Origin of the sequence: Streptococcus sp. 79 (assembly GCF_013277425.1) — a bacterium.
Lineage (GTDB): Bacteria > Bacillota > Bacilli > Lactobacillales > Streptococcaceae > Streptococcus > Streptococcus pseudopneumoniae.
This window is the reverse complement of the sequence record NZ_VMMW01000093.1, coordinates 1-22748: the sequence shown is the minus strand read 5'-3', so window position 1 is coordinate 22748 and position 22748 is coordinate 1. Positions and strand designations below refer to the sequence as shown.

General features: G+C 39.2%; 23 protein-coding genes and 2 pseudogenes. 10 read left to right on the top strand and 15 right to left on the bottom strand.

What is annotated here, in order from left to right; genetic code table 11:
• Window positions 1-148: 148 nt before the first annotated feature.
• Both HT729_RS10535 and HT729_RS10530 read left to right on the top strand, forming a co-directional pair.
• Entirely contained in the window at window positions 149-433 is a 285-nt protein-coding gene (locus HT729_RS10535; protein ID WP_023941319.1) for a type II toxin-antitoxin system RelB/DinJ family antitoxin, read from the top strand.
• On the top strand, window positions 423-782 hold the full coding sequence (locus HT729_RS10530) for a type II toxin-antitoxin system RelE/ParE family toxin (RefSeq protein ID WP_000221462.1): 360 nt from the start codon (window positions 423-425) through the stop codon (window positions 780-782). The genes HT729_RS10535 and HT729_RS10530 overlap by 11 nt, the downstream gene beginning before the upstream one ends.
• Before the next feature lie 135 nt (window positions 783-917).
• On the opposite strand, the gene tatA is transcribed toward HT729_RS10530, so the two are convergent.
• The 6 genes from tatA to HT729_RS10500 form a co-directional block, all read right to left on the bottom strand.
• The gene (tatA, locus tag HT729_RS10525) at window positions 918-1088 is read right to left on the bottom strand and encodes a twin-arginine translocase TatA/TatE family subunit (protein ID WP_000512112.1); all 171 of its coding nucleotides are present in this window, start codon (window positions 1086-1088) and stop codon (window positions 918-920) included.
• Window positions 1072-1803, bottom strand: coding sequence for a twin-arginine translocase subunit TatC (gene tatC / locus HT729_RS10520; protein WP_172926228.1), 732 nt, complete (start codon window positions 1801-1803; stop codon window positions 1072-1074). Before tatC ends, tatA begins: the two co-directional genes overlap by 17 nt.
• Window positions 1804-3492, bottom strand: a complete 1689-nt coding sequence (locus HT729_RS10515) for an FTR1 family protein (protein WP_172932000.1) — start codon at window positions 3490-3492, stop codon at window positions 1804-1806.
• Window positions 3467-4681, bottom strand: coding sequence for an iron uptake transporter deferrochelatase/peroxidase subunit (gene efeB, locus HT729_RS10510; RefSeq protein WP_119943626.1), 1215 nt, complete (start codon window positions 4679-4681; stop codon window positions 3467-3469). The genes HT729_RS10515 and efeB overlap by 26 nt, the downstream gene beginning before the upstream one ends.
• Window positions 4682-4686: 5 nt before the next feature.
• Entirely contained in the window at window positions 4687-5559 is an 873-nt protein-coding gene (efeO, locus tag HT729_RS10505) for an iron uptake system protein EfeO (RefSeq protein WP_000732983.1), read from the bottom strand.
• A gap of 107 nt (window positions 5560-5666) precedes the next feature.
• The gene (locus tag HT729_RS10500) at window positions 5667-6026 is read right to left on the bottom strand and encodes a hypothetical protein (RefSeq protein ID WP_007284914.1); all 360 of its coding nucleotides are present in this window, start codon (window positions 6024-6026) and stop codon (window positions 5667-5669) included.
• A 162-nt stretch (window positions 6027-6188) separates the two neighbouring features.
• On the opposite strand from HT729_RS10500, the gene HT729_RS12485 reads away from it, so the two are divergent.
• From HT729_RS12485 to HT729_RS10490, 3 genes are read left to right on the top strand one after another with little or no spacing between them, the layout of a single operon-like run.
• Window positions 6189-6320 carry an SPJ_0845 family protein gene (locus tag HT729_RS12485; RefSeq protein ID WP_000268686.1) on the top strand — a complete coding sequence of 44 codons (132 nt, stop codon included), beginning with the start codon at window positions 6189-6191 and terminating at the stop codon, window positions 6318-6320.
• Window positions 6321-7226 (top strand): permease, encoded by a 906-nt coding sequence (locus HT729_RS10495; RefSeq protein WP_000123618.1) that lies wholly within the window; start codon window positions 6321-6323, stop codon window positions 7224-7226. It begins immediately after the preceding gene.
• Entirely contained in the window at window positions 7223-8038 is an 816-nt protein-coding gene (locus HT729_RS10490) for a TIGR03943 family protein (protein ID WP_000617844.1), read from the top strand. Before HT729_RS10495 ends, HT729_RS10490 begins: the two co-directional genes overlap by 4 nt.
• Before the next feature lie 129 nt (window positions 8039-8167).
• Here the strand turns inward: HT729_RS10490 and HT729_RS10485 are convergent, their stop codons facing one another.
• The 4 genes from HT729_RS10485 to HT729_RS10470 all read right to left on the bottom strand — a co-directional run bounded on the left by HT729_RS10485 (window position 8168) and on the right by HT729_RS10470 (window position 10376).
• The gene (locus HT729_RS10485) at window positions 8168-8884 is read right to left on the bottom strand and encodes an alpha/beta hydrolase (RefSeq protein ID WP_000759787.1); all 717 of its coding nucleotides are present in this window, start codon (window positions 8882-8884) and stop codon (window positions 8168-8170) included.
• 3 nt (window positions 8885-8887) lie between these two features.
• Window positions 8888-9199 (bottom strand): hypothetical protein, encoded by a 312-nt coding sequence (locus tag HT729_RS10480; protein ID WP_000420552.1) that lies wholly within the window; start codon window positions 9197-9199, stop codon window positions 8888-8890.
• Window positions 9200-9311: 112 nt separating this feature from the next.
• Entirely contained in the window at window positions 9312-9491 is a 180-nt protein-coding gene (locus tag HT729_RS10475) for a hypothetical protein (protein WP_000216060.1), read from the bottom strand.
• A 12-nt stretch (window positions 9492-9503) separates the two neighbouring features.
• Window positions 9504-10376 carry a DUF4300 family protein gene (locus HT729_RS10470; protein ID WP_000749590.1) on the bottom strand — a complete coding sequence of 291 codons (873 nt, stop codon included), beginning with the start codon at window positions 10374-10376 and terminating at the stop codon, window positions 9504-9506.
• Window positions 10377-11048: 672 nt separating this feature from the next.
• On the opposite strand from HT729_RS10470, the gene HT729_RS10465 reads away from it, so the two are divergent.
• The 3 genes and pseudogenes from HT729_RS10465 to HT729_RS10450 all read left to right on the top strand — a co-directional run bounded on the left by HT729_RS10465 (window position 11049) and on the right by HT729_RS10450 (window position 13391).
• Window positions 11049-11243: a S24 family peptidase gene (locus tag HT729_RS10465; RefSeq protein ID WP_001150162.1), complete on the top strand. Its 195-nt coding sequence runs from the start codon at window positions 11049-11051 to the stop codon at window positions 11241-11243.
• A gap of 282 nt (window positions 11244-11525) precedes the next feature.
• The gene (locus tag HT729_RS10460) at window positions 11526-11792 is read left to right on the top strand and encodes a tyrosine-type recombinase/integrase (RefSeq protein WP_080564667.1); all 267 of its coding nucleotides are present in this window, start codon (window positions 11526-11528) and stop codon (window positions 11790-11792) included.
• 332 nt (window positions 11793-12124) lie between these two features.
• Window positions 12125-13391 (top strand): annotated as a pseudogene (locus tag HT729_RS10450) (transposase).
• Between the two features lie 90 nt (window positions 13392-13481).
• Here the strand turns inward: HT729_RS10450 and pyk are convergent.
• The 3 genes from pyk to HT729_RS10435 form a co-directional block, all read right to left on the bottom strand.
• Entirely contained in the window at window positions 13482-14987 is a 1506-nt protein-coding gene (gene pyk / locus HT729_RS10445) for a pyruvate kinase (protein WP_001042799.1), read from the bottom strand.
• Between the two features lie 58 nt (window positions 14988-15045).
• Window positions 15046-16053: a 6-phosphofructokinase gene (gene pfkA / locus HT729_RS10440; protein ID WP_172931999.1), complete on the bottom strand. Its 1008-nt coding sequence runs from the start codon at window positions 16051-16053 to the stop codon at window positions 15046-15048.
• An 82-nt stretch (window positions 16054-16135) separates the two neighbouring features.
• Window positions 16136-19237, bottom strand: coding sequence for a DNA polymerase III subunit alpha (locus HT729_RS10435; RefSeq protein ID WP_172931998.1), 3102 nt, complete (start codon window positions 19235-19237; stop codon window positions 16136-16138).
• A 347-nt stretch (window positions 19238-19584) separates the two neighbouring features.
• Between HT729_RS10435 and HT729_RS10430 the strand changes: the two genes are divergently transcribed.
• Together HT729_RS10430 and HT729_RS10425 are read left to right on the top strand one after the other, a co-directional pair.
• On the top strand, window positions 19585-21858 hold the full coding sequence (locus tag HT729_RS10430) for a Xaa-Pro dipeptidyl-peptidase (protein ID WP_172931997.1): 2274 nt from the start codon (window positions 19585-19587) through the stop codon (window positions 21856-21858).
• Between the two features lie 16 nt (window positions 21859-21874).
• Window positions 21875-22345 carry an arginine repressor gene (locus HT729_RS10425; protein ID WP_172931996.1) on the top strand — a complete coding sequence of 157 codons (471 nt, stop codon included), beginning with the start codon at window positions 21875-21877 and terminating at the stop codon, window positions 22343-22345.
• A 116-nt stretch (window positions 22346-22461) separates the two neighbouring features.
• On the opposite strand, the gene HT729_RS12265 is transcribed toward HT729_RS10425, so the two are convergent.
• Together HT729_RS12265 and HT729_RS10415 are read right to left on the bottom strand one after the other, a co-directional pair.
• Complete coding sequence (locus tag HT729_RS12265) at window positions 22462-22617, bottom strand: hypothetical protein (protein WP_240164445.1); 156 nt, start codon at window positions 22615-22617, stop codon at window positions 22462-22464.
• 64 nt (window positions 22618-22681) lie between these two features.
• Window positions 22682-22748, bottom strand: a pseudogene (locus HT729_RS10415) (aromatic ring hydroxylase); the annotation flags it as partial.

Sequence of the window (22748 nt, the reverse complement as noted above, 5' to 3'; positions counted from 1 at the left end):
AATCAACTGCTGTTCTCATATTCCATACTCAAAAAAACTTTGCACTCTAGCTAGCCACACAATAGCTTCCAGAGTACAAAGTTTTCTCTTGCCTAAAAAATATAAAAGATATATACTAGCTATATATAGTATAGATTGGAGATATACCATGACGACATCACTTACTAAACAGTACAATTTTAAAATCAATGAGTCATCAATGGAACAAGCTAGAGCTATCATCAAGGAAAAAGGAATGACTATGACGGATGCTATTAGTCTTTTTATCGAGCAGATTGTTCTCGAACAGGATTTGCCAATAAAAACTGCAGAAGATTTACACCGTGAACGATTGATTCAAGAACTACAAGCCCAATCTGAACGCGCCTTAAGAGAATATGAATCCGGACAAGGAACTTCCCTAGATGATATGAGGCTACGATATGACTTATAAAGTGATTCTATCTACCGAAGTGAGTCAAGCAATTGACAGTATCCATGACTACATTACTACTGTTCTTTTATCACCTCAGTCTGCTAAGAATACTGTAGCCAGAATTTTAGACGGCTTAAAAAGTTTAGAAACTTTTCCTGAAGCTGGCTTTGATGCAGATGAAAAAATCGGACTAAAAATCAACAGTAAGTACCCTACGCGAGGAAAAATTATCGGTCAGTATATCTTGCTTTACTTTATCGACCAGACTCAAAGAACTGTTTTTCTTTCCCACTTATTTCACACCAAAAGTGACTATGTTACCTTGCTCCAAAGCAAAAATAACAAAAACTCAAAATCATCATTTTAATGTCCACCACTCTCTTAATAACCTTGTACTTATAAGGAACACAGTCTTCATTTTAACTAAAAAATAAAAAAACTTTGCACTCTAGCTAGCCACACAATGGTTTCCAGAGTACAAAGTTTTTTAATTAGACCAGATTTAATCTTCCTTATCTTGATTTTCAGTTCCTTTAACTGCTTTTTTAAATTCAGATAGCATTTTACCGATTGACTCGCCTAGTTCAGGTAATCGTTTTGGTCCAAAAATCAAGAGAGCTCCTAAAACGATGATAATCAATCCTGGTGCTCCGATATCACGTAAGATTCCCATTTCTCGCTCCTTTCTGCTTGCGTTTCATAATGTGTTTGCTGATGGTAATACTCAATTCATAGAGTAATATCAAGGGGGTAGTCATTGCCAAATCGCTGACAAAGTCGGCTGGTGTCAAGATGACTGCAAGTACCAATAAGATAAAATAGGCATATCGGCGATAAGCAATCAATAATTCTGGTCCAATGAGGCCAATCGACGTCAAAAAGGCAATGATAACTGGTAATTCAAAAACCAGAGCCATGGGTAAGGTCGTTTGAAAAACAAAGGACAGATAATTTTGGGCTGTTAACTGCGTTTCAAATAGTCCTTCTCCTAGCCCTAATAAAACCTGAAGTAAGGCTGGTGTTACAAAGTAAAAACCAAAAGCCAGTCCAACTAGAAAACAAAGGAAACTAGCTGGAATATAGGCAAAAATCGCTCTAGCTTCTTCCTTCTTTAAACCGGGTTTGATGAAAGACCAAATATGATACACCGTGTAAGGCAAGGTGATGGTAAAGGCCATCAGACTAGCCAAACGTATGTATATCCATAAAATATCATTGGGTCCTAAAACAATCAACTTTTGCTGAAAAGATTGGGTCACATACTGGTAAATCTGGTCTGCAAAAAGTAGGGAGACACAGAATACCAAAAAGAAACAAATGACCACAGCCAATAATCTCTTTCTAAATTCTACCAGATGTTCCACGATTGTCAATTCTTTTCTGTCCATCTATTTTTCACCCTGTCTAAAAGTGACAATCAAGACAATAATAACAAAGACTAGCTGGCTGACCAAGCCTTCCCAACTTGGATAAATTCCAAGCAAATCGATCGTTGGAAAGCCTGTCAGCAAGTGATTTGGTGCCATATTGGTCAACTGAAGAGCATGGACACTAACTCCCAGCATCTTGAAGGCTAGGGCATAAATCATCCAAGTCAGGATAAAGAAGACCTTATGTGGCAGGAAGAATTGACTGGCCTTATTCATCACTATGGCAATAATTACCAGAACCAGTAAGGCAAGTGAGATTCCCAAGACAAATTCAAAGCTGGAAATCCTTGGTAAAATCCCAACATAAAAGAGAATGGTTTCTGCTCCCTCACGGAAAACAGCTAGAAAACTGAGAGCAAACATGGAAATAAAGGAGCCTGTCTTGGTCACTGTTTCCATTTGTGACTCCATAAAGGTATTCCATTTTTTGACCGAGGATTTGCTGTGGAGCCAGATTCCAATCAAAATCATCATAGCTACTGCAAAAATTCCCACTGCTCCTTCGATGATTTCACGATTGGAGCCTGATGTTACTGCTGGAAAGGCAATTTGCAGGATAAAAGCAATAAGGAGACTAGCCATGATTCCAGTGATAGCACCACCATAAACCCACTTGAGTCCCTTTCGCATCTTGGCTGCTTTCAAGGTCGTCACCAAGGCCATGACGATTAAGAGAGCCTCTACCCCTTCTCTCAGGAGAATCAGCATGGCATCAAAGGCATTGTAACGTGCGCTAGTATCAATTTGTGATAAATCTGCAATCAGTTTTTCTAATTTTTCTTGGTATTCCTTCTCACTTCCCTTGACCATAATCACAGGGCTTTCACTTTCCACTCGAGTATAGAGGGAAGGATTGGTCGTGCTAACAGAGCCTTCAATCGTTGGCCAGATAGTGATGAATTCCTTCATGCTAGCTGCTCCTGATGCTTGATCACCAGCTTGGAATTGTTCCAAAGCCTTTGTCAAAAGGGCAATACCGTCTTTAAGACTCAAATCAGAAGATGTTGCTACGACTGCTTTTCCAGCTACAAAATCATCAATAGCCTTTTTTAAGTCCTCAAAGGAAATCTGGATTGAATTAAAATCTGTAGGCTCGGTTTCCATACTACTACGCAAGAAAGAAATAGCTGTTTCAACACGTCCATAATGGGCCGTACTATTGTCACGAACCACACTTTCATTGATGGTCCAAGTGGAATTCATTTTCTTAAAGGCCTCTCGGACCTTTTCCAAATCTTTGGAAGTAATAGCCTGTTCCAAGGCTTCAAAACGTAGACTCAGACGGTTGACCAATTTTTCCTTTTCCGCATCTAGGTCAATAGGATTTTGTTCTTTTTCAAAAGCTAATAGGGCTGCAGAAATTTCGGTGAGTTTGTCTTCAGTAATCTCGCCTGATTGAGCTAACTTTTCCTTAACAACTTTACCAGCCTCAGAATTGCTGTCTTCTACTCTTTCGAAGTCTGATGCCATCTCCTGAACGAGTTTCTGAGCCTCAGACTGACTCCCATTTTTGACCGCTTTAGAAGCATCTGTGATTTTCACAAAGTAAAAATTCAGACTTTCTTGGGCACCTACTGGGGAAAGAATTAAAAGTGACAAAGCTAAAACTAGTAACCAGCTTTTAGCCTTCCAATAATTTCTGACCAATGTAGCCCCCTTTCTCCACACCACCAAAGCAAGCAAAGAGTCCACTACCGATATGAGTGATGTATTCATTCATCTTATCAGTAGCGCCTAGATTGGTTTGAACCTTGACAAAGTTATCAGGATCCTTCTGGAAAGAAATAAAGAGCAAGCCCGTATCAAACTGGCCAGTTTTTTCATCAATTCCATCAGAGTAAGAATAAGAACGACGCAAAAGCGGCTTGTCCACTTCCTTAGCCAAACGAACATGCGAATCATCAGGCAAAAGACTCAAATCCACTTCATCAAACTCATTTTTCTTACCGAAAGGGGCACCACTTTCCTTGTAACGACCAAAGGTATTTTCTTGTTCTTCAAGACTAGTACGATCCCAAGTTTCTAAAAACATCTGAATCCGACGAACTGCCATATAAGAACCATTTTCCATCCAGTCCTTACTATCAGCCCAAATGACGCGGTCAAAGTCTTTCTCCTTGGTTGGATTTGCTGTTCCATCCTTAAAACCAAAGAGGTTACGCGGAGTCTCCATTCGATCCCCGATAGCTGCAAAACCAGACTGACTCCAACGAAGGGTCACGGCATTTCTCCCCTTACGGATGAGATTGCGAATAGCGTGAAAGGCAACCTGCTCATCATCTGCACAGGCCTGGATGACAATATCTCCACCAGTATATTTTTCACGCAATTGCTCTTTAGGAAAAGGCGGTAAATCCCTGAAAACTTGAGGACGCTTGTTTTCCAAGTTCATCTTTTTCAAGAAACTCGCAGACACACCAAAAGTCAGCGTCAAACGATGAGGGTTGAGCCCGACTGTCTCACCAGTATCACTCGGAGGCAAGAGAGCATTCTGGCCATCTTTTTTGACCAATTCCCCCTCAACCAACTTGGCACTATAATCCGTCCAATCCTTGAATAGCTGGATAATCTTATCTCTATCCGTCGTATGCAGGTCCAAGACAACAAAATAGATATTCTTTTGCATGGGCGTACTAATCCCAGCTTGATGCTTGCCATAAAAAGCAATTTTTTCATTTCCGTACGAGATTTTTTCCTGACTTCCTAGCTTAGGTGCGAAAAAAGCAGAAGCACCAGAGAGTCCTAGCGCTAAACCAGCCCCTCCAATCCCTGCTTTTTTTAGAAATTCTCGACGGTCCATTTTCTTCTCAAAAAACTTTTCGTCTTTTTCAGTCATGACTCTTATTCTCCACTAAGAAATTTACCCATTTGTGATAGAGGTTCACCAAGTTTTGTCACAGCTTCTGACAATTCTTTGGTATCTTCTGTTGTCAAATCTGTATAGAGCTTGTAGTGTTCCTTGTCGGTCATGTGTTTGTCCAACAAATCATTGACAGACTTGAAGTCCGCTTCCAATTCTTTAACTAGGTTAGCGTCTGATTTTTCAAGCAAAGGTTTAAAGAGTTGGAAAATCTTCTCAGCTCCCTCGATATTGGCACGGAAGTCATACAAGTCTGTATGAGAATAAATTTCCTCTTCCCCTGTAATCTTACTTGTTGCAACTTCGTTAAGCAAGTCGACTGCCCCAGTCAGCATAACCTTGTAGTCCACATCAACAGTTGCAATCTTGGCTTTCAATTCCTTGATATCATTGACCAACTGATCACCATAGCTTTCAGTTCCTTTAGTTGTATTGTCTTCCCAAAGGATACGCTCAATACGGTGGAAACCTGACCATCCCTCTTCTGTCTTGTTTTCGTCCATGTAGTCTGCCAAACGGAAGTCAATCTTGACATCTGACTCACCAAAACTCTCGGCAATCGGTTCTGAACGCTCATAGGACATACGAATCAGTGGATAAACCTTCTTAGCTTCTTCTAACTTGCCTTCTTTCAAAAGTTTGACAAAGCCTTCTGTATCTGTCAACAGTTTATCGATTTGCTCTTGCACAAAAGTCTTATAGTCAGCAGTGGCCTTATCAAGCATTTTCTGCTTGTCTTCAGACAAGGCTGTCACCTTGGACGAATCACTCGTATTGCTTGGCTTAGATTGGTTATTAGCACAAGCTGTCAATAGCAAGGCTGAAGATAAAAGGACAAAACCTAGTTTTTTCATTGTATACTCCTATCGGTTCAGGAAACCTGAATTCATTTTACGTTTCATTATACTATGTTTTTTCTAATCTGTCAATAAATTTTCAGACAATTTAATGTTATGTTTTCTCAATCTACCAGACTTAATACGACTTTGTAACTTGTAATCTTGTAAACGATACATGGTCGGAACATAAAAGAAATCACCACTTTTATGTAACTTAATCGCAACTTAATCGCAACAAGAACATTATTATCAAATCTTTTTACATATTCAAAACTGGCGTCTTTCTCTCGTGGATTGATGCCGACGAAATCTGGGTTCCTTAGTATGAGTTCCAGGTCTTCAATATGATGAATCACATCATTGTGATGGCCTTTTATCATATGGCTTCTCAAACCGTCTTTGTTGACCTTTATGTCGCTCGCTTCAAGAACAATATCAAAAATTTCTTTTACTTCATCGGTAATCTGACCGATTTTTTTCATGATCCATAATTTCCTCCGTTATTCCACAACTATTATATCACAATCATAGTGTATATCAGGATATATCAAACTCTATTATTCGTTAGATACTCAATTTTAACTTTTCCCTTTTCCTCAAAATAATAGTATAATAGAGGTAGAATTTAGAATCGAGGTACACCTATGGCTGTAAAATTTACAAAACGAGACGACTTGGACAAGATGTTTGAAGAGTTTGCTAAACTCCCAGATTTGAAACAAGTCACTTTCCCTGATGACAAAGAGAAAAAAGCCAAAGCAGAAAAGAAAAGCTAGATGACTGCTTTCCAACAACTCCCATCTAGTGTACTTCAAACTGGAGCCATTTTTCTCTCCATTATCATTGAAGCCCTCCCCTTCGTTCTGATAGGAAGTATTGTCTCAGGGCTGATTGAGGTCTATATCACACCTGACAAGGTTTATCATTTTCTCCCTCGAAATCGTTGGGGAAGAATCTTTTTTGGCACCTTCGTTGGAATACTTTTCCCCTCTTGTGAATGTGGAATCGTCCCGATTATCAATCGTTTTCTGGAAAAGAAGGTTCCCAGTTACACGGCCGTTCCCTTTCTTGTGACAGCACCTGTTATCAATCCCATTGTTCTTTTTGCGACCTATTCTGCCTTTGGCAACTCCTTCCATGTCGCCCTATTACGAGCTCTGGGTTCCATTCTTGTGGCTGTAATACTAGGAATTTTTCTAGGATTTTTCTGGCAAGAACCGATTCAGAAAGAAAATCGTCTGACTTGTCATGAGCATGATTTTTCTTACTTGAGTTCTGCAAAAAAAGTTTTTCAGGTCTTTGTGCAGGCCATTGATGAATTTTTTGATACGGGGCGTTATTTGGTATTTGGCTGCCTCTTTGCTTCTATAATACAGGTCTACGTTCCGACTCGGATTCTGACCTCTATCAGTGCGACCCCTCTTTTTGCCATCCTGCTCTTGATGATTTTATCCTTTCTTCTTTCGCTCTGTAGTGAGGCGGATGCCTTTATAGGTGCTTCTCTTCTCTCGAGTTTCGGTTTGGCTCCAGTTCTGGCCTTTCTCGTCATTGGCCCAATGCTGGATATCAAAAATATTCTCATGATGAAAAATTACTTGAAAGCACGATTTATTAGTCACTTCATTACGATTGTGACTCTGGTCGTTTTAGCCTATTCTCTCTTGATTGGAGTCATCCTATGATTCGATTTTTAGTTTTAGCTGGCTATTTTGAACTGACTATTTACCTCCATCTGTCGGGCAAACTAAACCAGTACATCAACATGCACTATTCCTATCTGGCCTATATCTCCATGGTGCTTTCCTTTATCTTGGCAATTGTTCAATTGTATATCTGGATGAAGCAAGTCAAAACCCACAGTCATCTGAACAGCCGATTGGCCAAGATGACGAGTATTTCTCTTCTGGCTATTCCACTTGTCATCGGCTTAACTTTCCCAACTGTTAGCTTGGATTCTCAGACCGTTTCTGCTAAAGGTTATCATTTCCCCCTATCGGAAGGAACGGATCTAGCCATTCAGACAAGTGAAGGGACGACAAGCCAATATTTGAAACCAGACACCAGTTCTTATTTTTCAAAATCAGCCTATGAAAAGGAAATGCGAACGGCGGCGGATAAATACTTGTCCCAGGATAGCATTCAGATCACTAATGAAAACTATATGGAGGTCATGGAGGCTATCTACGACTATCCAGATGAGTTTGAGGGCAAGACAATCCAGTTTACAGGCTTTGTCTATAACGACCCCAGTCATGCCAATAGTCAATTTCTGTTCCGATTCGGCATTATCCACTGTATCGCAGATTCTGGTGTCTATGGATTGCTGACCAAGGGAAATACCCGGCAGTATGAAAACAACACTTGGATTACGGCCAAAGGAAAACTGCTCAATCACTACCATAAAGAACTCAAACAAAATCTCCCAACCTTGGAAATCGACAGCTTTACAAAAGTCGATAAACCAGAAAATCCCTATGTTTATCGAGCTTTTTAAGAAAATCAAGATAAAAACGAACAAGTTCTCTTCTGAATGACAGAAAAGAGCCTGTTCGTTTTTTTTGTTATATGAGAATTAGTGACTTGTAGATTTTCATCTTATACCATTTCAAGCCATACAAGCAACTCAGTGAGAATAAGAGAGCCACTCATTAATCATACTAGCGATTTTTTTGGGTGCTTGAGTATAAAGCTCATGGCCAACGTTTTCTAGAAAAATAGTATCAAAATAATCTGGTAATTCTTTTAGTGTTTCCTCTCTCCATGTAGCTTCATTAGGATAGCGAGGACTAATAAACAAGGTATCTCCCACTTCTCTCTTAAAAGCTTGTATTTTTCTCCGTAAGCGGAGTATCGCTTCTATATTTTCATAATTTATAGCCAACTCATATCTATTATACTCAGAATTCCAGTGATAGGACTGCCTTACGGCTTTCTCCATATTTTCTGACCAATGCTTTGCTTCAGATTTTTCTTTAGAAATAAGAAGAGCTAAGTCCGAAACAATTTGAGATTTGATATAATTTTTAGTTTCCTCTAACTCTGTATCTAAAGGTAAAATCTTATCTAAATCTAGATAGCCACCATCCAAAAGAATCAGTTTCTTCACTTCTTGAAATTCCGATGCGAGATAACGAGCCAAATCTCCTCCAAGAGAATGGCCTATCAGACAGATAGATTCTTCCTCTTCTATCGATTTTTTAAACCATGATTTCAATTCTGTTTCATCTCGAAGATGTTTTTCATATGGATTTAGAAAATAAACCTGAGAATCTAGTTCTTGAAGAAGATCCTTGCTATGATAGACATTACTTCCCAAACCACCAATAAAATATTTTTTCATTCTCTACTTAATACTATGCTTATTCATCTTTTGTTCAAAGATAGTTGTGATAATCTGACGTAATTCTTCTCGTTCTTTTTCTGGAATCTCACCACTTGTTTGAGCTGCAGCGTAAAGCTCAGGGTGTTCGATTGAAATGCGTTTAATCGTACGTGTCGTAGCATGTTTTCTGACGAAAAACGGAATGCGCTTAATCAAGTCTTGTGGTACTAGTGCAAAAATCTTCTCAGCAGTTTCCTTGTCACTAATCTTAGACGTAGTCAGCCCCTTCTTAATCATTTCCTGTTCTTTTTCTGTAAAATCTTTTAATTCCATCTGATTAGTCCTCCTATTTTCTCTAAGTTAAATTATATAGCAATCTGGATAAAACTACAAATGGACTATCTGGAAATAGGTGCAATACTGTAAAGACGAGTCTGTTCTTTAATTATAAATCTTCCTCCTCAGTCACTTCCCATACTTCTGATTGATAGCCATTCCCATCAATATCGTATCTTTGGATATAGCCAATAAATGTTTCATTTTTTCGTGGTTTCTGGCTATTAACGATTGAAATAACCCACCAACTCATCAAAAATAGAAATAAAAGTCCTAGGATTACTGTCATATCATACCACCATTAAAGTTTAACCCACTTATCATTATCCATGATAAAAGGCTGAGCCAGTCCCTCGCCTGTATAATCCGCATACTTGGTGCCTAAATACTTGTAACAATCTTCCTTGCTGGCAAATTTAATCGCTTGGTAGGGCTCTTCGAAAGTCAATTTCTCTACAAATAAGAAACCGTCATCAGCCGGTACTAAGACTCCAACGTGGCCTACAAACAGATACTCACCATCCAGATTGTCGTGCAAGACTACAGATAGCATTCGAGCTTTGTCGTTGAATTGAAATTGGGAGAAGAATGTTTCCATCTTTTCAGCGTGAACCTTGACATCCGTCGTTGCCTCAGTTGGAACTCTCGAAAATAGAATATCAAACTCTTCCTTATCTTGTGAATCAAAGACCTTCCCCTTATCAATCGCATCGTTATCTAGGAAAAGCAATTGATCATTCTTATCAAGTTTTGGAATGGTGACTGAATTTTTCAAAAGACAATAACTATTGATACGGCAGTTGGTTCCAACAAAATCACCCTTCTTTTGATTCCAGAGATGACTGATTTTTTCAACATCGTATTCTGTGTGAGTAAAGGAAGTGAAATCTCCTGATAAGCCAGTTGAGCCGACAATGGTATTGTAATCATTAACGAGATTAAAAAAGGCATCAACACTATTTGGATCCAAGTGAGCTGATAAGAGAGATTTGACCTCTTCTGTACTTACCTGATTGTTTAGGTTGGTGTATGAAGCTTTCCATGGAACTTTCGTTGAACTACTTTGCCTTTGACTCGTCCCATTCGAAGTTGTAGCATCTTGCTGACAAGCTGCCAAGCCTAAAAACAAAGCTGAACAGATTCCTAATATGGCTAATTTTCTTGATTTCTTCATCTTTTTCTCCTAAATGTCTTGGATTAAAGTTTCTTTAACTACTGATTTACAGATATTGATTACTTTCTCATTTAATATGCTCATCGTCTTTCCCTCCGATTTGTTTTTTTTTGTTATTTCCTTAAGCTTGATTTAATTATAATAGGCGTTTCGTGCTCTGTCAACAATTTTTTTACGAAAACACAACAAAGTTTTCATTTTCGTGGATTTCGCGTTATGCTTTACTTATAAAAACAGAAAGCGATTTCATTCATAGATAAAGAAGAGATTGCGATTGTTAGAGGCTAAAAATAAAACAATACAGACTAGTAATGGTTGGACTCAATAAGAATTGGGTACTAAGATAGGTATAAGTAAAAACACCATTGGAAATTATGAAAAAAGGGTTAGGTCTACTAAGAAAAATACTATATTTGACTTAGCTAAAGTATTCAGTAGCTTGATTGATGCATCTTTCCTCCAGTTCAAAAGGATTCTCCTAGCGATATCCAATCTATCTACGACCAACGGGCATCACCCAGACAAGGTAAATTCCCGACCTATGCCGAGAGGCAACTGTATGAGAAGAAAAACGATGATAAACGAAGTATCGCAAAAATCATCAGACTGGACGACTACAGACAGACTACTTGCTCTCGTGTTAGGTAGTTTATCTCTGCAGGTAGCCGCTCGATGCAGGACGACAATTTAGATATGGAGTTTCCATTCTATGAGGATGAAATCCCAGACGACTACGACGCAATCGCTTATATCGTCAGCAAGTCCATGGAGCCAAAGATAAGAAACGGCAACTACCTATTTATCAAGAATCCCCCACAGATTGACTATAATACCATCGTCATCTTCCAAGTAGACGGTGCTAACTAGGTCAAGAAACTTCGCCAAGGCTACCTCAAAAAACTCAATCCCGAATACCCCGACATCCACCTAGACGAAAGCACCCATATTCGTACCATCGGGAAAGTTGTCAGGCTGTATAGGGAGAATTAAAAAAGGGGGAGAATGGCGATATAAAACAAACAGATTTTAAAAGATTCGAAAAACTTTGAAAAAGTTCATTCTACATTTCAAAAAAAGAATAAGTGACCTAAAGCAGATTATATTTTGTTAAACAATAGTGATATGTAAATTTAGAGAAAGGCATTTAAGATCACTTTTCAAAAGGCAAATACTAAACTAACGAAACCGATAAACCAGCCCCTTAGTTCCCATATTTTCAGGCACACACTCCTTAGTACACTAGCTGAGAAGAATATCCCATTAAAAGCTATAATGGTTAGAGTGGGACACAAAGACGCTAAAACAATAAATAACATCTACACTCACGTAAGTAAAATAATGGAGCAAGCTGCTTTGGAGGTTTTAAATACCATATCATTAAATCGAAAATATATCAGATCGAATCTAGACAAGTAGATTGCGATTGCTAAAACATTTGTAGAAATTCATTTGACTTTTCTAATCAATTTGTGCATATCTTATTTCATACTCAATGAAAATCAAAGAGCAAACTAGGAAGCTAGCCGCAGGTTGCTCAAAGCGCTGCTTTGAGGTTGTAGATNNCGAAGTCAGTAACCATACCTACGGTAAGGCGACGCTGATGTGGTTTGAAGAGATTTTCGAAGAGTATTACCTTCAAGAAGCTCCATTGATGCCCCACCACCGCGTCACAAATACCTACACTGACACAAAAAGGTGACATAGCCACCTTTTTGGGCTCTATAATATTTGTAGTGGGTAAATCCCCTATGGATATCATTAATAAGGATACATACAAGGAACTCATCGCCAAACTGGACTATGAAGCTCCATCTTGCCCTGAGTGCGGAAGTCAAATGAAGAAATATGACTTTCAAAAACCTTCTAAAATTCCTTATCTTGAAACGACTGGTATGCCTACTAGAATTCTACTTAGAAAGCGTCGTTTCAAGTGCTATCATTGTTCTAAAATGATGGTCGCTGAAACTTCTATCGTCAAGAAAAATGACCAAATCCCTCGTATTATCAATCAAAAAATTGCGCAAAAGTTGATTGAAAAGACTTCTATGACCGATATTGCCCATCAGCTGGCCATTTCAACTTCAACTGTCATTCGAAAGCTCAATGACTTCCACTTTGAGTGTAATGTTAGAAATCTGCCTGAGATTATGTCTTGGGACGTTGAAACAGTCCGGGGAGTGACTGTTTCAATCGGGAGATGGAGATGAGCTTCATTACGCAAGATTTTAACAATCTCAATATCATCACTGTTCTTGAGGGAAGAACACAAGCTATCATTCGTAATCACTTTCTTAAGTATGATAGAGCTGTCCGATGTCGCGTCAAAATTATTACTATGGATATGTTTAGCCCTTATTATGCCTTGGCTAAACAGATTCGCTTTCAAATTTCTAGGCTCAGGCTGAAACAGTCTCCCAGACTGTTTCACTCCCGAATGCTAAAATCGTTCTAGATCGCTTTCATATTGTACAACATCTTAGCCGTGCTATGAGTCGTGTGCGTGTCCAAATCATGAACCAATTCGATAGAAAATCTCATGAATACAAGGCTATCAAGCGCTACTGGAAGCTCATTCAACAGGATAGTCGTAAATTGAGTGATAAACGTTTTTATCGCCCTACTTTTTGTATTCACTTGACCAATAAAGAGATTCTTGACAAGCTTTTGAGCTATTCAGAAGACTTGAAACACCACTATAATCTCTATCGGCTCTTACTTTTTCACTTCCAGAATAAAGAGCCTGACAAATTTTTCGGACTCATTGAGGACAATCTAAAGCAGGTTCATCCTCTTTTTCAGACTGTTTTTAAAACCTTCCTCAAGGATAAAGAAAAGATTGTCAACGCCCTTCAACTACACTATTCTAACGCCAAACTGGAAGCGACCAATAATCTCATCAAACTTATCAAGCGCAATGCCTTTGGTTTTCGAAACTTTGAAAACTTCAAAAAACGGATTTTTATCGTTCTGAATATCAAAAAAGAAAGGACAAAATTTGTCCTTTCTCGAGCTTAGCTGACTTCAACCCACTACAGTTGACAAAGAGCCCAAAAAAGCCTATCACACAAGCTCTAAAGCTGGATATGATAGGTTTTTATATTTTTCTTAACGTACTGTGCGGATACGCATTGTATTTGTACGAACAGCTTCTCCTACTGGTACACCAGCAACGATAACGATATCATCGCCTGACTCAACGAGACCTGCTTCTACCGCTTTACGTTCAGCGATTTCGAACATATCGTCAGTTGAAGATGGAGCATCTGTCAACATTGGGATAACACCCCAGTTCAACATCAATCCACGTTCTGTCAATTCATCAAATGTCAATGCTAAGATATCAGCATTTGGACGGTATTTAGAAATCAAACGTGCAGTATGACCTGTCTTAGTAAGAGTTACAACCAATTTGATATCCATTGAGTTAGTAGCATCTTTAACAGCTGAAGCCATTACTTCTGTCTTAGAGTTACGTTCAAATGAATCTGAATCCAAACGTCCGTATTCATTAAGAAGAGTTTGAGCGTTCTTGTCTATTGTAGCCATTGTAGTTACTGACTCGAGTGGGTATTTACCGTTTGCAGACTCGCCTGACAGCATTGTAGCGTCAGTTCCGTCGATAACAGCGTTGAATACGTCTGATACTTCTGAACGAGTTGCACGTGGTTTTTCAGTCATTGTTTCAAGCATGTTTGTTGCAGTGATAACAACTTTACCTGCAGCATTGACTTTCTTGATAATCATTTTTTGGTAAACTGGAACCATTTCGAATGGTACTTCGATACCCATATCACCACGAGCGATCATGATACCATCAGCTGCTTCGATGATTTCATCCAAGTTATCGATACCTTGTTGATTTTCGATTTTAGCGAACAATTGAACATGCCCGTTTCCAGTTTCTTCACAGATTGCACGAACTTCGTTCACGTCTTTTGCAGTACGTACGAATGAAATCGCAATAAAGTTGATACCTTGTTCAAGACCAAAGCGGATATCGTCGTTATCACGTTCAGCAAGGGCTGGGAAAGGAATTTTAGTGTTAGGAATATTCACACCTTTTTGTTTAGCGATGATACCATCGTTTTCAACTTCCACTTCAAATTCACGAGTTGCGTCATCTTTAGCAACCACACGAAGACCAAGTTTACCGTCGTCAACCAAAACTTGACGACCAACTTCAACATCATCATAGATATCAAGAGCACCAGCAACGTTCAATGCAATCACTTCACGAGTTGATTTGATTCCTTGTTTAGTTGCAACACGGATTTTCTCACCAGTTTTGTATGAATACTCTTTAGCTTCACCTTCGAACAATTCTGTACGGATTTCTGGTCCTTTTGTATCAAGAAGGAAACCAACTTTTTTACCTGCAAGTTTTTCAGCAAGTTTAACAGTTGCCATACGCTCACCTTGTTCTTGGTGGTCACCGTGTGAGAAGTTGAAACGGAATGTGTTAGCACCAGCTTCAATCAATTGAGCAATGTTTTTAGCTGAAGCTTCAACATCAAGTTTTTCACCCCAGTATCCGTCATCACCGAATTTTTTACCACCACGGATTTCTACCGCAGGACCCAAAGTTGCAACGATTTTTACACGTTTGTTCATGATTTTTGTGACTCCTTTATAGATATGACCTTTTTGGTCTTATTAACTAAATTGTAAATTATGACAAGCTCTTATTCAAGCTAGATAGCTCAATATCGGCTTTGTGTGGGTTGTTAACTACAATCTTACCTTCTGCAGTAAGGCTAAACAATGCTCCTTCTTCTGCCGTTCCAAGAATTGGGTTTTCAACCATTTTCTCGTTACGGATACCAACCGCAACACCACCAATACCTTCTTTAAGAAGTTTAACAGCATGGGCACCCATACGTGACGCCAATACACGGTCACGCGCAGTTGGAGAACCACCACGTTGAATATGTCCAAGTTCTGTCACACGAAGGTCGCTTGTATCTCCAGCTTCTTTAAGTTTTTGACCAAATTCAGCTGCTGACATCACACCTTCAGCTAAGACGATGATATTGTGTTTTTTACCACACTCATAACCACATTTAATGCTTTCTACGATGTCTTCAATCTTGAATCCTTCCTCAGGAATGATGATTTCATCTGCACCAGTTGCAATACCAGCCCAAAGAGCGATATCACCAGCGTTACGTCCCATAACTTCAATAACAAAAGTACGACGGTGACTTGATGATGTATCACGAATCTTATCAATAGCATCCATAGCAGTTGTAACCGCTGTGTCAAAACCGATTGTAAAGTCAGTACCAACGATATCGTTATCGATTGTACCTGGAAGACCGATAGCAGGGAAACCATGCTCAGTCAAACGCATAGCGCCGTGGTAAGAACCGTCTCCACCGATAACAACTACACCTTCAATGCCGTGTTTTTTTAATTGCTCAATCCCTTTTAGTTGCCCTTCAAGTTGAGCGAACTCTGGGTAACGAGCTGAGTGAAGGAAAGTACCACCACGAGAAATGATGTTTCCTACTGAAGCCGCATTTAAGGGATGAATTTCACCGGCAACCATACCAGCATATCCGTCATAGATACCAAACACTTCCATTCCTTCTGAAATTGCTTGACGAACAACTGCACGGATAGCAGCGTTCATACCAGGGGCGTCTCCACCACTAGTCAAAACAGCAATACGTTTCATATTGGTTTATGCTCCTTTTTCTTTTAACATTCTTCTTGATTATACCACATTTGATTTTAAAATTCTTCTATTTTCCGTATTTTTAGCGATAAATCGTTTTCATAACGATTTCATTCAATTTCGCTTCTAATTCATTGGATTTAGCTACAAAATGATGAGGGGAAACGATTGTTTTCTGTTCTTCTTCATACCTGATAATGACTGGGATTGGGCCTTTATATTGGTCTAAAATACGTGAGATTTCTTGATCCGAATCATGATTTTTTACCTGTATCCAAAAGCGTTCAGCAACTGCTTCTCTTATTTCTTGTGCAATCATTTGCAGACGACCATCACGTGACTGGATTTTCCCTTTTATATAGTAGAAGGCTCCCTCTTTTATTTCCTGCCCAACCTGACGATATAAGTCTGAAAAGAGAGTGACATCCAATTTTTTCTTACTATCATCTACCTGTAAGAAAGCCATGTTTTCGCCCTTTTTAGTACGAATTACTTTTATTTTCTGAACTTCAACCAAAATAATAGCGTAGCTATTTTCTGACAAATTTCCAATTGGAGTAATCGGGTAAATAGCCTTACTTGCAATAGCTTGTAGTGGATGTTTGCTGACACCTATCCCTAAAAGCTCTTGTTCCATATAGAATTTTTCTTGATCTGTCCAATCTTCCGATTCCTGCCAACTATAAATAGTATCTCCAAACAAACTTCCTAACTCTTTTACAAATTCAAATAGATTAACTAAATTATTGAATACTTTTTGACGATTTTTTTCAAATAAATCGAAAAGACCAACTTTTACCAAAGGTTCTAGCAGAGGAAGTTTCAGATAATTCTCAGGTAATTTAGCTATAAAATCTTCAATGTTAGAATAGGGTCTATTTTCAATAATCCAGAGAGCTAAATCATTACTGACTCCTTTAATCGATTTCAATCCTAGATAGATGGACTTGTTGGCAATTTTATCGTGATAGGGAATGGTGTTGATGGACAGAGGCGCCACTTCAAAGCCTGCTTCAAGTGCATCTATTAAGTAATCACTGTTGGCAGAATTCAACATGACCTGATAAAAAATGGCTGGATAATGCGTTTTGAAATAAGCCAACTGGAAGGCCAAGGCTGAGTAAGCATAGGCATGTGACCTGTTAAAACCATAACCTGCAAACTTCTCCATGACATCAAAGACCTGCTCTGCCTTTTCCGCAGTATGTCCAGCTTCTAATGAACCTTGAATAAAGGAAGCCCTCATCTCATGCATGGCAGAAGCATCCTTTTTCCCCATAGCCCGACGCAAAATATCGGCTTTCCCAAGACTAAATCCAGCAAAACGCTGAGCAACCTGCATAACCTGCTCCTGATAGAGCATAATTCCGTAAGTTGGAGCCAAAATATCCTCCAGTACTGGATCCAGAACAGTCACTTCTTCCTGCCCATGTTTTCTTGCCACAAAATTATTGATATAGTCACTAGCACCCGGTCGATTTAGAGAAGTAGTTGCTACGACATCCTCAAAACAGACTGGTTGCACACGTTTGAGCAGACGAATAGCACCAGGTTGCTCAAATTGAAAGATACCTTTTGTATTACCAGAAGCAAATAAAGCTAACGTTTCTTTGTCTTCTAAATCTATTTCTTCTATTTTCAGATGAATATCTTCTGTTTCAGCAAGCAATTCTTGCATTTTCTGGACAAAGGTCAAATTTCGTAGTCCCAGAAAGTCCATCTTCAAAAGCCCACTAGCTTCAACACCATGAGCATCATACTGAGTCAGTGGAATTTCATCACCGTGCTTTAGAGGGATGTAATTGGTCAAATCTTGGTCACTGATCACAACACCAGCCGCATGTACAGAGGTTTGTCTTGGATATCCCTCAATCTTGCAGGCAATTTCAAAGGCTTTTTGGTATTCTAACTTACTATTGATTTGCTGACGAAACTGGAGGTTACCCTCATAAGCCGACTTGAGATTGTCACGAAAACTGATTTTCTTGGTAATTGCAGATAATTCATACTCTGGCACACCAAAACGTTTCAATACATCTCGTAGAGCTTGCTTGGCTCCAAAGGTTGAAAAAGTAACGATTTGAGCCGCATGTTTACTACCATATTTATTGCCAACATATCTGATAAAATCTGGACGATAAATATCAGGAATATCTATATCAATATCAGGCATGGTATAGCGTTCACGATTGAGAAAGCGTTCAAAAATCAGATTTTTCTCTACTGGGTCAATCCCTGTGATATTCAAAGCATAGGAAACCAAGCTACCAACTGCGGAACCTCGTCCCATTCCCATATAATAGCCATTCGAACGTCCAAAACGTAGCAAATCCCAGACAACCAAGAAATAATCATCAAAGCCCATATCATGAATAACAGCCAATTCTTGGTCTAGTCGATCTTGATATTCTTTACTAGACAATCCCTTCTGGGCAAGCCCAAGCTCAGCGCGTTCTCTCAACTCTTCTACTGCTGGTCTAGCTGGGTTAAAACGAGGCAGTTTCAAACTAGTATCCAAGTCATAAGAAGTGCCTGAAATCAGCTTTTCTAAGTTTTCCAAGGCTTGAGGAAAACGTTCTTGGAATAATTTCTCTAACGAACTTGCTGATATAAAGACATCTTGTCGTGAACGCAAGGGGACTTCTCTGAGTGGTAGATTTTCTTTAATCGCTGTTAAGACTTGAAGAACTTCTCTATCCCTGCTTTCAAAGGCATTGACCCGATAGAGTGGTAAGATAGGATGATGAAATTCACTTGCCAGTGTTTCTGGGTAAACCCCTATATAGTAATCACAGCCTAGATTTAGTGATTCAAGCTCTTCAAAATAAGGCACAATGACCGCGATATCCTCCAGGTACTGGGACAGGACTGACCAATTTTTCTCCCCCTGCATCTTGGCTGTTGAAAGCTTCATCAACTGCTGATAGCCCACACTAGATAGAGCTAAAAAGCGCAAATTCACTTCCCGCTCATCCACAAATACAGTCATTTCAAGCCCTAGTAAAGGATGAATACCGTATTTTTTTGTAATCTCTAGAAAGTCGAAAGCACCGTAAAGATTATCAATATCCATCATGGCCAGATGAGTGTAGCCGTATTCTTTAGCTGCTCTCACATACTTGTCAATCGAAATGACGCTTTCCATAAAACTATAGACTGTTTTTGTATCTAGTTGTGCGATCAATTTACACTTCTCCTCTATCCTTCTCACTATATTATACCATTTTCACCTATAAAAGGCTTCTCTTGAGAAAAATTTCATCAGCTTACTAATTTACTTTCTATTCATTTGTATTTTTGTCATCGTTTTTATATTTATACTATATTATATATAAAAAAATAGAAAACATACAATATAAATCTCCTAGAATTTTTATATTATATCCATTATATCTACTATTACACTGTTCTCTATATTGAATTTAGCACTTTATTCATTTTTATTAGATTATTTCCTTTTACAGTTAACAATTCCCTTTCTGCTTTTTTTTTGATATAATAACCTTAACTATCATTCTATATGGAGGTTCTATGCGTTTTAATCAATATAGTTATATCACTTTCCCAAAAGAAAATATCTTATCTGAACTAAAAAAATATGGCTTTGATTTACAAAATACAACCAATCACAAAGACTCACTTGAAACCTTTTTACGTCGTTTCTTTTTCACTTATCAAGACACCAACTACCCACTTTCCATCCTAGCAGCTGATAAAAAAACAGACCTGCTGACATTTTTTCAATCAGAAGATGAACTGACAGCAGATATTTTTTATACTGTTGCTTTTCAACTTTTAGGCTTTTCTTATTTGGTTGACTTCGAAGACAGTGACGTTTTTCGTAAAGAAACTGGATTTCCTATTGTATACGGTGACTTGCTTGAAAATCTCTATCAGTTACTCAATACTCGCACCAAAAAAGGAAATACTCTTATCGACCAACTTGTTAGTGATGGTCTTATTCCGGAGGATAATGACTACCACTACTTTAACGGCAAGAGTTTGGCTACTTTTTCTAACCAGGATGTCATTCGTGAAGTCGTTTACGTGGAGTCTCGTGTCGATACTGACCAAAAAGGGCTATCAGACCTAGTAAAGGTTAGCATTATTCGCCCTCGTTTTGATGGAAAAATCCCTGCCATCATGACAGCCAGCCCTTATCATCAGGGAACCAATGACAAGGCTAGTGACAAGGCTCTCTACAAGATGGAGGGCGAGCTTGAGGTTAAGCTTCCTCACAAGATTGAGCTAGAGAAACCTCAACTAAATCTCGTCCAACCCCAAGGTAAAGCTGAGCTTATAGCAGAGGCTGAGGAAAAGCTAACTCACATCAACTCTAGCTATACACTAAACGACTACTTCCTTCCGAGAGGCTTTGCCAATCTCTATGTCTCAGGTGTTGGTACCAAAGACTCGACAGGTTTCATGACTAATGGAGACTACCAGCAAATCGAGGCTTATAAAAATGTCATCGATTGGCTTAACGGCCGTTGCCGTGCCTTTACTGATCACACGCGCCAGCGTCAAGTCAAGGCTGATTGGTCAAACGGAAAAGTTGCTACAACGGGACTTTCCTATCTAGGTACCATGTCCAATGGTCTTGCGACTACAGGAGTCGATGGTTTAGAAGTTATCATTGCCGAGGCAGGAATTTCATCATGGTACAACTACTACCGTGAAAACGGTCTGGTGACTAGCCCAGGTGGTTATCCAGGTGAGGACTTTGACTCCCTTGCTGAGTTAACCTATTCTCGTAATCTCTTAGCTGGCGACTATATCCGTGGCAATGAAGCTCACCAAGCTGACTTAGAAAAAGTGAAAGCTCAGCTAGACCGAAAAACTGGGGACTACAATCAGTTTTGGCATGACCGCAATTATCTGCTCAATGCCCATAAAGTAAAGGCAGAGGTTGTCTTTACTCATGGTTCTCAGGATTGGAATGTCAAACCACTTCATGTTTACCAGATGTTCCATGCTCTTCCTACTCATATACACAAGCATCTCTTTTTCCATAATGGTGCCCATGTTTACATGAACAATTGGCAATCAATTGACTTCCGTGAGTCCATAAATGCCTTATTAACCAAGAAATTACTAGGACAGGAAACAGACTTTCAACTTCCTACTGTTATCTGGCAGGACAATACAGCTCCACAGACTTGGTTATCACTTGATAACTTCGGTGGGCAAGAAAACTGTGAAACCTTCTCACTTGGTCAAGAAGAGCAAGCTATTCAAAACCAGTACTCAGATAAGGATTTTGAGCGCTATGGTAAGACCTACCAAACCTTCAATACAGAACTCTATCAAGGGAAAGCTAATCAGATTACTATTGACCTTCCTGTGACCAAGGACATTCATTTAAACGGTCGCGCTCAGCTCAATCTTCATATCAAATCCAGCACAAACAAGGGGCTTTTATCTGCTCAATTACTGGAACTTGGTCAAAAGAAATACTTACAGCCTTATCCAGCTGTTTTAAGTGCTAGAACCATTGACAACGGTCGCTATCATATGCTGGAAAATCTCTGTGAACTGCCATTTAGACCAGATGCACAACGAGTCGTGACAAAAGGTTACCTTAATTTACAAAATAGAAATGATTTACTGTTAGTAGAGGATATTACTGCAGATGAATGGATGGATGTGCAATTTGAACTGCAACCAACTATTTACAATCTAAAAGAAGGAGATACTCTTCGTTTAGTCCTCTATACGACTGACTTTGAAATCACCATCCGTGACAATACCGACTACTACTTGACTGTCGACCTCGCTCAGTCCACGCTTACCATACCTTGCTAAAAGGAGTTACATTATTATGAATAAATCAGAGCACCGCCACCAACTCATACGCGCTCTTGTTGCAAAAAACAAGATTCATACACAGGCTGAATTGCAGTCCCTTCTTGCTGAGAACGACATTCAAGTGACCCAGGCAACCCTCTCACGCGACATCAAAAATATGAACCTATCAAAAGTCCGCGAAGAAGATAGCGCTTATTATGTTCTTAACAATGGTTCCATCTCAAAATGGGAAAAACGTCTCGAACTCTACATGGAAGACGCCCTTGTCTTGATGCGCCCAGTTCAACACCAAGTCCTACTAAAAACCCTTCCTGGACTGGCTCAATCCTTTGGTTCTATCATTGATGCTTTGAGCTTCCCTGACGCTATCGCTACCCTTTGTGGTGATGATGTCTGTCTTATCATCTGTGAAGATGCAGATACTGCTCAAAAGTGCTTTGAAGAACTGAAAAAATTCGCCCCACCATTTTTCTTTGAAGAATAATAAATGACTACAACTAACAATTATGCTTTAAAAAAATCTGGTAGAAAGTCTTTAACATCAGAAAACGCATAGTATCAAGTGTTGAAAACCCTTGATACTATGCGTTTTGCTTTATCCTAGGAAGATTTATACTCTTCAAAAATCTCTTCAATCCGCATTAACATCGCCTTGCCGTAGGTATGGTTACTGACTTCGTCAGTTTCATCTACAACCTCAAAACCATGTTTTGAGCAACCTGCGGCTAGTTTCCTAGTTTGCTCTTTGATTTTCATTGAGTATCAAAAAGCAAGCCAACTTCGGCTTGCTTTTTTTCATCTTCAAAAGTGATTTGCCTGCTTAACGCGGTGGCAGTCCAAGGGCAATACGGCCGTAGCGACTGATTCGTGTGATTTTCCAAGCAGGC